The 13,008-nt window shown below is 58.5% G+C and carries 11 protein-coding genes and 1 tRNA gene; 5 read left to right on the top strand and 7 right to left on the bottom strand.

Going from position 1 to position 13,008, the window contains the following annotated elements; translation table 11 throughout:
• The first annotated feature begins 67 nt into the window (after positions 1 to 67).
• Positions 68 to 1,468, top strand: a complete 1,401-nt coding sequence (locus BUQ90_RS09905; RefSeq protein ID WP_074205078.1) for a M48 family metalloprotease — start codon at positions 68 to 70, stop codon at positions 1,466 to 1,468.
• Positions 1,469 to 1,552: 84 nt separating this feature from the next.
• Positions 1,553 to 2,335, top strand: a complete 783-nt coding sequence (locus tag BUQ90_RS09900) for a DsbA family protein (RefSeq protein WP_074205077.1) — start codon at positions 1,553 to 1,555, stop codon at positions 2,333 to 2,335.
• A gap of 6 nt (positions 2,336 to 2,341) precedes the next feature.
• Here BUQ90_RS09900 and BUQ90_RS09895 read toward each other — a convergent pair whose 3' ends face one another.
• A complete protein-coding gene (locus BUQ90_RS09895) occupies positions 2,342 to 3,016 on the bottom strand; it encodes an RlmE family RNA methyltransferase (RefSeq protein WP_074205076.1) in 675 nt (224 codons plus the stop codon).
• Between the two features lie 10 nt (positions 3,017 to 3,026).
• Positions 3,027 to 4,139, bottom strand: a complete 1,113-nt coding sequence (locus tag BUQ90_RS09890) for a Ppx/GppA phosphatase family protein (protein ID WP_074205075.1) — start codon at positions 4,137 to 4,139, stop codon at positions 3,027 to 3,029.
• A 247-nt stretch (positions 4,140 to 4,386) separates the two neighbouring features.
• Here BUQ90_RS09890 and BUQ90_RS09885 point away from each other — a divergent pair.
• Positions 4,387 to 4,460: transfer RNA gene (locus BUQ90_RS09885), tRNA-Gln, on the top strand.
• A gap of 185 nt (positions 4,461 to 4,645) precedes the next feature.
• Positions 4,646 to 6,070 carry an aldehyde dehydrogenase family protein gene (locus BUQ90_RS09880; protein WP_074205074.1) on the top strand — a complete coding sequence of 475 codons (1,425 nt, stop codon included), beginning with the start codon at positions 4,646 to 4,648 and terminating at the stop codon, positions 6,068 to 6,070.
• A gap of 27 nt (positions 6,071 to 6,097) precedes the next feature.
• Here BUQ90_RS09880 and BUQ90_RS09875 read toward each other — a convergent pair whose 3' ends face one another.
• From BUQ90_RS09875 to BUQ90_RS09870, 3 genes are all read right to left on the bottom strand, one after another.
• The gene (locus tag BUQ90_RS09875) at positions 6,098 to 7,255 is read right to left on the bottom strand and encodes a PAS domain-containing protein (protein WP_074205073.1); all 1,158 of its coding nucleotides are present in this window, start codon (positions 7,253 to 7,255) and stop codon (positions 6,098 to 6,100) included.
• 343 nt (positions 7,256 to 7,598) lie between these two features.
• On the bottom strand, positions 7,599 to 7,727 hold the full coding sequence (locus BUQ90_RS17925) for a hypothetical protein (protein ID WP_275425813.1): 129 nt from the start codon (positions 7,725 to 7,727) through the stop codon (positions 7,599 to 7,601).
• 159 nt (positions 7,728 to 7,886) lie between these two features.
• A complete protein-coding gene (locus tag BUQ90_RS09870) occupies positions 7,887 to 9,557 on the bottom strand; it encodes a long-chain-fatty-acid--CoA ligase (protein ID WP_074205072.1) in 1,671 nt (556 codons plus the stop codon).
• Between the two features lie 230 nt (positions 9,558 to 9,787).
• Between BUQ90_RS09870 and BUQ90_RS09865 the strand changes: the two genes are divergently transcribed.
• Positions 9,788 to 11,074 (top strand): TCR/Tet family MFS transporter, encoded by a 1,287-nt coding sequence (locus tag BUQ90_RS09865; protein ID WP_074205071.1) that lies wholly within the window; start codon positions 9,788 to 9,790, stop codon positions 11,072 to 11,074.
• Here BUQ90_RS09865 and BUQ90_RS09860 read toward each other — a convergent pair.
• Together BUQ90_RS09860 and BUQ90_RS09855 are read right to left on the bottom strand one after the other, a co-directional pair.
• Complete coding sequence (locus tag BUQ90_RS09860; protein ID WP_074205070.1) at positions 11,071 to 12,186, bottom strand: MBL fold metallo-hydrolase; 1,116 nt, start codon at positions 12,184 to 12,186, stop codon at positions 11,071 to 11,073. The genes BUQ90_RS09865 and BUQ90_RS09860 overlap by 4 nt on opposite strands.
• Positions 12,187 to 12,278: 92 nt before the next feature.
• Positions 12,279 to 12,965 (bottom strand): DUF1013 domain-containing protein, encoded by a 687-nt coding sequence (locus tag BUQ90_RS09855; RefSeq protein ID WP_074206333.1) that lies wholly within the window; start codon positions 12,963 to 12,965, stop codon positions 12,279 to 12,281.
• Between the last annotated feature and the right edge of the window lie 43 nt (positions 12,966 to 13,008).

Raw genomic sequence — 13,008 nt, 5'->3', positions numbered from 1 at the left:
ACAGGTTCAGGCTACCAATGCCAGAGGAAACCGTGTAAATTACCGGGAATCCAGGCAAAGGAAATTCATGACCTCCGCGACCGCATCACTGCCAGCCTCCCCTTCCAGCCGGCATTTCGCCAGGCTGCTGTATTTCTTTTTCGCGCTACTCGCGCTGGCCGTATTCGCCGCGCAACCGGTGGCGGCGCAATCGATCCTGCGCGACGCAGAGACCGAAGAACTGTTCAGCGACATGGTCGCGCCGCTGGTGGCAGTGTCGGAGCTTGATGCCGACGATGTCGAAGTCATCCTGATCAACGACAAACAGATCAATGCCTTCGTTGCTGGCGGCCAGCGCATGTTTTTCTATTCCGGGACAATTGCGGCCGCAGACAGTGCGGTCGAAATCCAGGGCATCATGGCGCACGAACTCGGCCATATTACCGGAGGGCATATCATCCGCTTCAATGAAGGGATTGAGACTGCCACCGGGATCACGATCCTGAGCCTGATCCTCGGCGCAGCGGCCATTGCAGCCGGCGCGGGTGATGCGGGCGCAGGGATTCTGGCTGCCGGGCAGCAAGCGGCGCTTGGCAAGTTCCTCGCCTTCAGCCGCGTCCAGGAACGCGCAGCAGACGCGGCCGGAGCGCGTTATCTGTCGGCTGCGGGCATCACCGGTCGCGGCTCGATCGACTTTTTCAAGAAGCTGCAAAATTATGAGTTCCGTCTCGGTATCCCGCAGGAAGACAGCTACGGCCGGACCCACCCGCTGACCGGTGAACGCGTGTCCCTGTTGCGCGAAGTCTATCAGGCCGATCCGGCATGGGACACCCCGCCGGATCCCGAAATTGAGCGACGCTTCCAGCGGGTCAAGGCCAAGCTGCTCGGTTTCACGTCGGAGCCCGCGGTCACGTTGCGCGAGTTTCCGGAGAGCGACCGGACGATTCCGGCGCGCTATGCGCGGGCATACGCCTGGCACAAAAGTGCTTATCCTGACCGCGCCTTGCAGGAGGTTCAGGAACTTCTCGCAATCGATCCCACGGACCCCTATTTCCTCGAACTCGAAGGCCAGATACTTCTGGAATCCGGCAGACCGAGAGAAGCTCTGAAATCCCTGCGTCGGGCCGTGAACCTGACCAACAACCATCCCCTGATAGCCAGTCTGTTCGGGCACGCGCTGATTGCCACGGAGGATGATCAGCATTTCGACGAAGCCGAAAAGGTGCTGAAGGCTGCCGTGATCAAGGACAATCGCAATCCCTTTGCCTGGTATCAGCTCGGCGTGGTCTATTCCCGCAAGGGGGACACCGCTCGCGCCCAGCTGGCGACGGCCGAAAGCGCCTTGTTGCAGCGCAATTATGGCGGCGCCATCCGCAGTTCCCAGATCGCCATGGCCGGCATCGACGAAAACACACCGGACTGGATCCGGGCACAGGATATCTCGCTCATCGCAAAGAGCGAGTTCGAGCGGGCTGCAAAACGGCGCTGAACTGGTTCTCTCCTTTTCTCCTGACAATCATGGACAATTTGCCCTTCCTGCGACAAAGGGAGAAGAAAATACGGTGTTGCACACATGACTGAGAAACAAAACGGAAAGTGGATGATTATGGCAGGTGGCACGTTGGCCATTGCAGCGGCGGCAGCCGTATGGTTTTCGCAATCGGGCGGGACGTCGGGAACAGACGCATCGCAACAGGCGGCGGCAGCCGGAATCAATGCCGACGAACAGGCCGCCATTGAAGCGATCGTGCGTCAGTATATTCTCGAAAACCCGGAGATCATTCCCGAAGCGGTCGAAATTCTGCGCAGCCGGGAAAAAGCCTCTGCCATCAATCAGGTACGCGAGGCTATTGAAACACCCTTTGCCGGGGCGGCTTTCGCCGGCAATCCCAATGGTGATGTCACAATTGTGGAATATTCCGATTTTGCCTGCCCCTATTGCAAGCAGACCACCGCGGACATCGACAGGTTGCTCAAGGAAGACAAGAATATCAAGGTGGTGTTTCGTGAACTTCCCATTTTGAGTGAGGCCAGCAATGACGCCGCACTGATGGCTCTGGCCGCCGCGAAACAGGGCAAATATTTCGAGTTCCACAAAACCATGTTCGCAACCGGTCGTCCTTCCCCGTCGACCATCGAGGCCGCAGCAACAGAAGTCGGCCTGGATCTGGCAGCCGCCCGCGCCTTCATGGCCACGCCGGAAGCGCGCGAGGAAATCCAGCAGAACCTGGAAATGGCCCGCAGGTTTCAGTTTACCGGCACCCCGGCTTTTGTCGTCGGCAATGAATCCGCCGTTGGCGCGATTGGCTATGACGGGCTCAAAGAGTTGATCGCCGCCGTCCGCAGCGAAAAATAAGGCGCCTCAATCGGCGCCCTGACGCCCCTTGAACCCCTGTGCCACAACATACCATTCCGAAGACCCCTTCCGGCTCGCCGGGGGCTTGGCATGTTTGACGGTGGAAAAATGCTTTTTCAGCATCTGGAGCAACTCGTTATCGGTGCCACCGGCGAGAACCTTCGCGACAAAAACCCCGCCCTTTTGGAGATTCTCAATGGCAAACCAGGCGCCGGCCTCGACCAGAGCCATGGTTCGCAAATGATCGGTCTGCTGATGCCCGACGGTATTGGCCGCCATGTCCGACAGCACAAGATCCGGTGAACCACCCAGCGCGTCAATCAGCTTGTCCGGCGCCGCATCATCCATGAAATCCATTTCGAATATGGTCACGCCATCAATCGGATCGACCGGCAGCAAATCAATCCCAACCACCGCAGCATCGGGCACATATTTGCGCACAACCTGGGCCCAGCCACCCGGTGCGATGCCGAGGTCGACAACCGCCCGGGACTTGCGGACAAATTTGAACCGTTCGTCCAGCTCGAGCAGCTTGTAGGCCGCACGCGACCGGTACCCGTCAGCTTTGGCCTTTTTGACATAGGGATCATTGAGCTGCCGTTCGAGCCAGCGGGTTGAGCCGATTTTGCGGCCCTTGGCGGTCTTGACACGTTGTCTCTGGCCGGATCGTCCTCTGCTCATGGCTCCACCCCTACCTGACCGGCCGGCGTTCGTTGGATGACATCAGCGAGCGCAATATGCCCTCGCGGATACCCCGGTCTGCAACACCGACGCGCGTTGCCGGCCAGATGTCGAGAATGGATTCGAGGATCGCACATCCACCAACGACCAGGTCGGCCCTCTCTCGACCGATACACGGGATTTCCGCGCGTTCCTGTGGGGACTTGTACGCAAGCATCGTGCTGATTTCACGCATCGACTCTGCGGGCACGATCAGTCCGTCAATGACGCGGCGGTCATATTGGGGCAGTTTGAGATGCAGGCTGGCTAGTGTGGTGACCGTTCCGCTGGTACCCAGCAGCCGGAAATCGGAGTCCGCATCCATCGGCAGCCGTTCGGCAAACTCTGCAAAACTGTCCATGACGCGCGCGCGCATGTTGGCAAATGCCAGTTCCCTGCCCTCCGGGCTCTGATGGTCAAATCGTTCGCTTTCGGTCAGCGAAACCACACCCCAGGGTGCGCTCAGCCAGTCAATGATTTCGGGCGCGGGACCCGTCGTGTCAACCAGCACCAGCTCGGTAGATCCGCCGCCAATGTCGAATATCAGCGCCGGTCCGTTACCCGGTTCGAGAAGGATCTGGCACCCCAACACAGCGAGACGCGCCTCTTCTTCGGCGGTGATAATATCCAGTGCGATGCCGGTTTCCCGCCGCACCCGTTCAATAAACTTGTCGCCGTTGCTGGCCCGCCGGCACGCTTCGGTGGCAACCGAACGCGCCAGCGTGACATTGCGGCGGCGCAGCTTGTCGGCACAGATGGATAGTGCCGCGACGGCACGGTCCATTGCCCTGTTGCTGATCCGTCCGGTTTCCACCAGCCCCTCGCCCAGCCGGACAACGCGGGAAAAGGCATCGGTTACGATAAAGCCGTCAGCTGATGGCTTGGCGACCAGCAGCCGGCAGTTGTTCGTCCCCAGATCAATGGCCGCATAGGAGCGCAATTTCGGCCAGCGGCCGGTATTTTTTCGTGAGAAAGCCGGGTTTCGACTCCCGTTTCCATGTGTCGCCGCACGTTTCGGGCGGGTCATCCGATCGGGATTTCCGCCGTTTTTGCTTTGCGGCGATGGGGATGCTTCATCCACCATGACCGATACTCTTATGTTCTCCGGATCGGGTAATACCGCCGGTACTTGCCCATAGAGATAACTCTGGCCCGGCTATTGTGCAAGGGAATAGAAAACTGCGGACAACGGAGCACCGGTAGCGGGTAATATGTTCGTCCAGCCGGGCAATGATGCCGCTTTGGCTGGCGAAAGACTGCCTGGCGGCACCGGATACCCGCAATTTCCCTTGACGGACTTTTGACCGGGCATTACACGCGCCTCACATCGCTCCCCTGTCGTCTAATGGTAAGACTACGGACTCTGACTCCGTCAATTGAGGTTCGAATCCTCACGGGGGATCCAGCAACACATTGCCATCTTGTTGCCGACCGATCCCGGTCAGCATTCATGTGCGCCTGTCACAGGTCTGCGGAATAGCATACCCTGTCCCCCTGCCCCGATTGCGCACACTCCTGTCACCGCAATAATATCAGTCGACCTTTCCCGTTTTTTGCGTCACTGTCAGGCAAAATAACGGAGAGAATCTCATGGACAGCTACGAACAGAATTACATCAATGGCCAGTGGGTGGATTCCGATGGCGGGACGCCGCATCGGGTGATCAATCCGGCGACGGAAGAGCCGGGAACGCAGATCGTCCTGGGGTCGAAAGCCGATGTTGACGCTGCTGTCGCTGCAGCGAAGGAAGCCTTCAAGACATACAGCCAGACCAGCCGCGAGGAACGGCTGGCGCTGATGGGTCGGGTTATTGAGGAATATCAGAAACGCATGCCGGACATCGCCAAATCACTGGCGGTAGAAATGGGTGCCCCGGTGAGCCTCGGCAATGCCATGCAGGCGCCATCGGGACTGGGCGGGTTCGCCGGAACCATGGAAGCGCTGAAAGACTTCCGGTTTTCCGAGAAACAGGGTCCCAACACCATCGTCTATGAACCCATTGGCGTGGTTGGCATGATCACACCGTGGAACTGGCCGCTCAACCAGATCGCGCTGAAAGTCGCTCCGGCACTGGCGGCGGGCAACACCATGGTGCTCAAGCCGTCGGAAGAATGCCCCGGCAGTGCCGCCATTCTGGCCGAAGTCATGGATGCCGCCGGTGTTCCGGCCGGTGTCTTCAATCTGGTGCAGGGTGACGGCCCAACCGTCGGTGCCGCAATCTCCGCGCACCCCGATGTCGACATGGTCAGTTTCACCGGCTCCACTCGCGCCGGAAAACTGGTGGCCAAGGCTGCCGCGGATACGGTCAAGCGCGTGCATCAGGAACTGGGCGGGAAATCACCCAATGTGGTTCTGCCCGGATCGGATCTGGAACAGGTCTTGCCCGCCTCTATCGGCGGGGTGATGCTCAATTCCGGTCAAAGCTGCATCGCGCCGACGCGTGTGCTGGTTCACAACGAACAGACCGCAGATGCGGTGAATGTGGTGAAGAATATCGTCGAGGCGCAGGAAGTGGGCGATCCGCTGGAAGAAGGTCAGCATATCGGACCAGTGGTCAACAAGGCCCAGCATGACAAGATTCAGGATCTGATCCAGTCAGCCATTGACGAAGGCGCCACGCTCGAAACCGGCGGCACCGACCTGCCCCAGGGCGTCAACCGCGGCTATTATATCAAACCAACCCTGTTCAGCGGAGTTACGCCGGACATGCGGATCGCAAAGGAAGAAACTTTCGGGCCAGTTGTGACGCTGATGAGCTATGATGATCTTGATGAGGCCATCGAAATCGCCAATGACACGGAATATGGGCTGTCGGCCGTCATCTCCGGCGATCCGGCAGAAGCGGCGGAAGTTGCGCCCAAATTGCAGGCCGGCATGGTCATTATCAACAATTGGGGCCCCGCACCGGGTGCGCCTTTCGGGGGCTACAAACAGTCGGGCAATGGCCGCGAAGGCGGTGTCTATGGCCTGAAGGACTTTATGGAAATCAAGTCCATCACCGGCCTGCCGGACTGATTCAGCCTGTGTCCCGCCCTGCCCGGATCAGCTGAAACTGCCATACCAGAAGCGGCGCATTTCGCCCGAAATATTGCGTTCTACCGGGAGCGCAAGAACCCGTCGTTCGCCGGTTTTTTGCGCGATGGCATCCCGGATGGTGACCGTCATGTCGAGAATTTCCCCGTGTTCCAGGCAGAAGGACCATTGGTCGAGAAACGCGGCCATCGATTCTTCTGCGATGACATCCGCATATTCCATGCCGACAGCCGGCGTGAGACCGGCATGGTCGTACCAGGCCTGATTGACCTCAATCAGTTTCCCTTCGTCGTCCGCCACCCAGGTGATGTGCGGCAGGCTGTCAATCCGCTGCCGCAAATGATCTGCCGTTTCTGCATGCTGCCGCTGCTGGTTTTCCGCTACGGTGATATCCACACTCAGCGCCGCAATTCCCACCGAACCATCCGGAAGGGGCAACGGCACCTTGGTTGATTGAAAATAACGGGTGTCCGCACCCGGCAGGGTCCAGCTCTCCCTGAAGGTCATCGGACGGCGAACAGCAAGCACTTGCTGATCATGTTCTGCAATGGCCGCGCCTTCTGCCGTTTCTGCGGTCAGGTCATCAACCATTTTGCCGGTTACTTCTTCCGCGCGGCGCCCGATGACCGACAAGCCTGCGGCATTGGTGTAGATGAACCGCCCCTCGGCATCCTTGGCATAGACCACGAGATCAGCCGAGCTTTGCAGCGCTTTCAAGATCGCTTCGGACTGCGATTTAATGCTGATATGTGCGATCAGGTCCTGAATGTCGGTTGCCGACCCGATCCAGCGGACAACATGTCCCTGCGCGTCCAGAACCGGTTCGCTGCGCACCAGATGCCAGCGATATTTCCCGTCAAAACGCCGGACCCGGCATTTGGTGTCCATGCCCTCGCCAGTCGAGAGTGAACTGGACCAGATTTTCCGGGCCATGTTCTGTTCGTCCGGATGTACGGCATCCAGCCATCCTTCACCCAGCAAGGCCTCCATGCTCATGCCGGTAAATCTTTGTACCTGGACATTACTGTAGATATTGGCACCGTTGCCATCACTGACAAAAACCATCGCCGGAATCGACTCCGCCAGCGTGCGAAACTCGACTCCCCCGTACCAGGGATGTGCGCGTTCCCGCTCGCCAGTTCTGCCTGTGCCGCTTTCCGTTGCCATTTCTCACCCTGTTTGGCCTGATCGAATTCCATCAAGGTCGCGTCACGATTCCGAGGATATTGTCAGGCGCGCGGACCATGGCGGGATTTCGGCAGACCCGCAAGTCTCCGGGCCAGGAAAGTGACCCAATATGGCGTAAATTTTGTCCGGCTCCGGAAAGCATCTGCCTCCGGACAAGCGCACGGCCGGGGTCAACGCAAAAGCATGACCGCGAGAATAATCAGCATCGTCCAAAGGCTTATCGAAAGCCCAATGATGATCAGCACACGAACGGCGAGAGTATATTTTCCAGATCTTCGCCTGCTCTCTTCATCCGCGGAAGTGTCTATGGGCGGATCGATTTTCACATTCCGGCAGGGACGGTCACGACAAGTACAAGCAACATGTGCAGGATGATCAGCGCCGGTAGCACCGCACCCTGACGCGACGCGTCAAAAGGTTTCCGCAACCGCTTGAGCAAAAAACTGGCCATAAGTGCCCCCTGAATCAGCCAAAAAGCCGATATTCAAACTGGCACGCTTGCCTATCGAGAGCTTGCACCGCGGCTGCATTTTGTCGCGATTTCGGATAATCTTCGTTCAGCCGAACGCATTGCGCTCCGCCGGGCGCTTTCTCTTTGAATTTCGCATTTTCATCCCAGTTCTTCGGCTCTCAGTGCTTTCCGATCCAGTTTTCCGATCATGGTTTTCGGCAGAATTTCACGGACCACAACATCGGAAACGCGCTCATGTTTGCCGAGTTGCGGATTGAGCCAGTCCTTCAGTTCACCGCCGGTGACCTGACCCGCTTCTTCCAGCGCCACAAATGCCTTCGGGCTTTCCCCGCGATAATCGTCCGGCACACCGATAACCAGGGCTTCCTTCACCGCCTCATGGCGATACAGCACTTCCTCCACCTGGCTGGGAAAAACCTTGAAACCCCCAACGGCAATCATGTCCTTCAGCCGGTCGACAATGCGGATATAGCCATCTTCATCGATTTCAGCGACATCCCCTGTCCGGAGAAAACCGTCGACATAGACCTGGTCATCCTGCTCCGGCCGGTTCCAGTATCCCTGCATCACCTGCGGGCCGGAGAAGATAAGCTCACCGGGTTCTCCTTCCGGCACTTCGCGCGTCGGATCTTCCTTGTCGACCAGCTTGACCAGTGTTCCCGGAACCGGTTGCCCGATCGTGCCGGGCTTGTTGAGGCCGGCATAGGGATTGGCGCTGACCACGCCCGAGCTTTCAGTCAGACCATAGCCTTCCACCAGCTTGGCACCGGTCTTGGCCTCGAATTTCTTTTTGAGTTCGAGAGGCAATGGCGCTCCCCCCGAAACGCAGACTTTCAGCGAAGAGAAATTGGTCCTGTCGATATCGGGATGATCGAGCAGCGCCTGATACATGGTCGGCACACCCGGCATCGCCGTGATCCGGTTCCGGGTGATCGCTTTCAGCGTCTGTTTCGCATCGAAACGGGGCAACATCACTATTTCCCCGCCGCGCTGGACAGTGCGATTGAGCACCGCGCTATTGGCGAAAACATGAAAAAAGGGCAGCACCCCCATCAGCCGGTCTTCATCATCAATATAGGGATCAATGCCGTTGATCTGCCGGGCATTGGCTGTCAGATTCTGATGGCTCAGCATCGCGCCTTTGGGAGTTCCTGTGGTGCCACCGGTATATTGCAACAGCGCGATGTCCTTCTCCGGACGGATATTGGGCGCAACATATTTGCCGTCATTGTCGGTCAGATCGGCAAACGGAATGATCCGGTCATCATCCGGCTGAGGCGCATTTTCCTTGCGGCGGAACAGGCTGTAGAACAGCGCCTTGCCGGCCGGGAGGGCGCCGGCGACGCTGCCGACCACGAGCTTCTCCAGGCTGGATTGCTGCAGCACTTCATAAGCGGTGGGAAAAAGAGCTGTCGCCGACATGGTGAAGAGGATTTTCGTCCCGCTGTCTTCAACCTGGTGATTCAGTTCTTCGACCGTATAGAGGGGCGAAAAATTCACGACCGTGGCACCAATCGCCATCGCGCCATAATAGGCAGACACATAATGGGGGACATTGGGCAGAAACAGGCCCACCCGGTCGCCCTTGCTGACACCCATTTTCTGTAATCCACTGGCCACCCGCACAACGCCCGCAGCGACTTCGGCATAGCTATATTTGCGCCCCATGAAATCGAGCAGATTATTCTCACCCCGACGACCGGCCGAACGAAAGAACATCCCGGGCATCGACAAGGGAGAGTAAAACTGATCCCAGCTCGTGGGATGATTATATCGGGATTTCCAGATGGGGGCACTGGAGTCAGACATGAGAATAGCTTTCAGGTGAATTTTTCGAGAGAGATGAGTTCATTGACAAGAGTGTAAGTGAATGCTCCTGCACTGACAATCCAAAAGACCATCACCAGCAAGACCCGAACCCGATTGACGGCATCCGGTTTTCCCGGAAAAAACCCTGACAGTTTTCGGATGTTCTGTTGGTATTCCCGGCGACTATTCCATATAGACAATCCAGATTACTGACAGGAACCTCCCGGATCATGACTGAAGACAAGCCCGCACCGGTGCCGGCCGCCAAATCATCGATCCTCTTTGTATTTCTTGTGGTCCTGATCGACATGATCGGATTCGGGATCATCATGCCGGTGCTGCCGACGCTGATCACCGAAATCACTGGTGACAGTCTGGCCGAAGCCGCGATTGATGCCGGCTGGCTGGCTTTCGCCTATGCCGCGATGCAATTTGTCTTCGGACCAATCATCGGCAATCTCTCGGACCGTTTTGGACGCCGGCCCGTTCTGCTTGGGGCCCTCGGCGGCTATGCCATTGCCTATTCGCTGATGGGCTTCGCACCCTCCCTGCTGTGGCTGTTCATCGCGCGGATTGTCGCGGGTATCATGGGCGCCAGTTTCAGCACTGCCTACGCCTATATAGCTGATGTCACACCCTCCGAGAAACGGTCCCAGAATTTCGGCCTGATCGGAGCGGCCTTTGGACTGGGCTTCATATTTGGCCCGGCAATTGGTGGAATATTGGGCGAATATGGCACCCGGATTCCGTTTTTTGCTGCCGCGGCCCTCGCTGCCGTCAATCTGGTTTTTGGTTTTTTCATGCTGCGCGAAAGCTTGCCGAAATCCAAGCGGCGGAAATTCAGCCTCGCGCGCTCCAATGCCGTCGTGGCGCTTCGGGGACTTGGCGGACAAAATCCGGTCGTCCTCTGGTATGCGGCCGCCCTCACCATCTGGATGATCGCCCATGTCGTCTATCCGGTGGTCTTTGCCTTTTACGCGATCGAGAACTTTGGCTGGAGCGGCTTCACGGTCGGACTGGCCCTGGCTTTTGTGGGAGTGGGTGCAGCTGTGGTTCAGGGTGTCCTGATCCGGGTGCTGATCCCCCGCATCGGGGAACGCAATGCCGTGATTATCGGGGCGCTCGGCATGGCCCTTAGCACAGTGGTCTATGTTATAGCCGGACCAGGCGATGGCTGGATGCTCGCGATTGCAATTCCGATCGGCGCGCTGCAGGGACTTTATCAACCCTCGATCAATGGCCTGATGAGCAAGGCGGTGTCCGATGACACGCAGGGAGAACTGCAAGGTGCGGTTGCCAGCCTGCAGAGCATCGCGTCGGTGATCGGGCCGCCGATTTTCACGGCGGTGTTTGCTGCATTCACCATTCCCGGTGCGCTTGCCTACCTGCCCGGCGCACCTTTCGGGCTGGCGGGCATCATATCACTGGTGGCCCTGATGGTGTTCCTGCGGGGCTATGGCTTGCATTGCCACACCAGGGGGCTGGTGCATCCCGATGCGGAACCGGCTGCGCCCTAGCTGGCGCGGTACCAGGCGGTGCCGTCCTTCACCTCGTGCACGGCACGACCGGTATATTCCAGATGCCGCAGCGTCGCCATGGCTTCGCCGGATGCCATGCCGATCACATCTTCGCCAATCGGCCGCGAAAACAGCAAGGGAAAGCTGTCGACCACCCGCATCGGTTTTTCAGCGAGCGCATCAGCAAGATCATCGAGCGCCTCGTTGTGCCGGGCCGCCAGCGTATCGAGCCGCTGCAACGCCCCCTTGAACGGACGTCCGTGCGCCGGCAGGACGAGCAGATCGGGATCCAGTTCGGCGCGGAACCGTTTGATGCTCTCCAGCCATTCGCCCAGCGGGTCAGCCGTCGGTTCGCTGAGCATCACCGAAATATTCGAGGTGATCCGCGGCAATATCTGGTCGCCCGAAATCATCACGTGATTGCGGTCATCGACCAGGCAGGCATGTTCGGGTGTGTGGCCCTTGCCGATCATGATCCGCCAGTCATTGCCGCCGATTGGCAGGATATCCTCCTCGTCGAGACGAATATGCCCCAGCGGCAGACGGGAAACGGCGCGAGCAAAGCGGCCCCAGCCCTTTTTCTCGAAATTGTCAATCAGGTGCTGGTCCCACCCGGCAAATCGCCATTGTTCCAGCGCCTCGGCCGGCACTTCTTCGCCATTGTCGGCAATCAGCATCCGCGCCATCAGCCATTCGGTCCGGTTCATGTACAGCGGCGCCTTGAACCGGTTGGCCAGCCAGCCTGCACAGCCGACATGATCGGGATGATAGTGGGTGACGACGATCTTCGTCGCCTTGCGCCCGTTGAGACCCGTTTCGAACAGTTTCTTCCAGGATTCGATGACAGCCGGCATGAACAGGCCGGTGTCGACAATCGCGAAACCCGGCTCGCCATTTGCGTGGACGTCATCCAGGATCCAGTTGTTGATATGCCCCAGCGGCCCCGGAACCGGAGTCCGGGTCCAGCCGATACCCGGCATCAACTCGAAATATTCCCCATATTTGGGTTCAAAGTCGCCGAGCGGATAGGTCAGCCCCTCGGCTTCCACCGGATCAAAACCATGATCCGCCAGAGTTGCGTCATAGGCCGGTGTTTTGCGAGGAGCGTCCATATCTGCAACTGTACACCCGTCGCAGACAGGCGCAACCGAATTTAATCGGTTAGTTAAAACAGCACGCCATCACTCCGAAGCGATGGAAAAGCTCAGCTGTCCTTAAACAGATTGTCTGCCGTCAGCTCTTCGGCCGGCTCTTCGCCTTCACCGGATTCTGCTGCCAGTGCCGCTTCTGCATCGCGTTCGGCCTGGGCTCGTTCTTCCTGCAGTTCGGCAATCAGGGCTTCCTTGTCGCCGCCCAGTTTGCGATCTTCGGGCACTTCGGGCTCAATTCCGGCCTTCTTCGCCGCCTTGGCCACCACGGCGTCCAGTTCACGTTGCGAACAGAGGCCGAGCGTGACGGGATCCTTGGGCACGATATTGGCGATATTCCAGTGCTCGCGATCGCGGATGGCGTTGATCGTCGTGCGGGTCGTTCCGATCAGTTTGCCGACCTGGGCATCCGAAATTTCGGGATGGTTGCGCAGCAGCCAGGCGATGCCATCGGGCTTGTCCTGCCGCTTGGATACCGGGGTATAGCGCGGGCCTTTGGTCCGCCGGACCTGTTCCGGTCCCTTTTGCAGCACCATGCGATATTCCGGATCGGCTTCCGCCTTGGCGATTTCCTCGTTGGTCAGCTCGTGCGCCTGCACGGGATCGCGTCCGGTATATTTGGAACCGGCAAGATCATCTGCCATCGCGTTCACTTCGAGAATGTGAATGCCGCAAAATTCGGCAATCTGTTCAAAGCTCAATGCGGTATTGTCGACCAGCCAGCTTGCGGTTGCATGCGGCATGAGCGGGGTAAGGTTTTCGGTGCTGTTTCCTGCGGCCACGGCC

Source organism: Parasphingorhabdus marina DSM 22363, from assembly GCF_900128895.1.
Lineage (GTDB): Bacteria > Pseudomonadota > Alphaproteobacteria > Sphingomonadales > Sphingomonadaceae > Parasphingorhabdus > Parasphingorhabdus marina.
The sequence above is the reverse complement of the archived record's forward strand: the minus strand, read 5'-3'. Positions and strand labels throughout refer to the sequence as shown.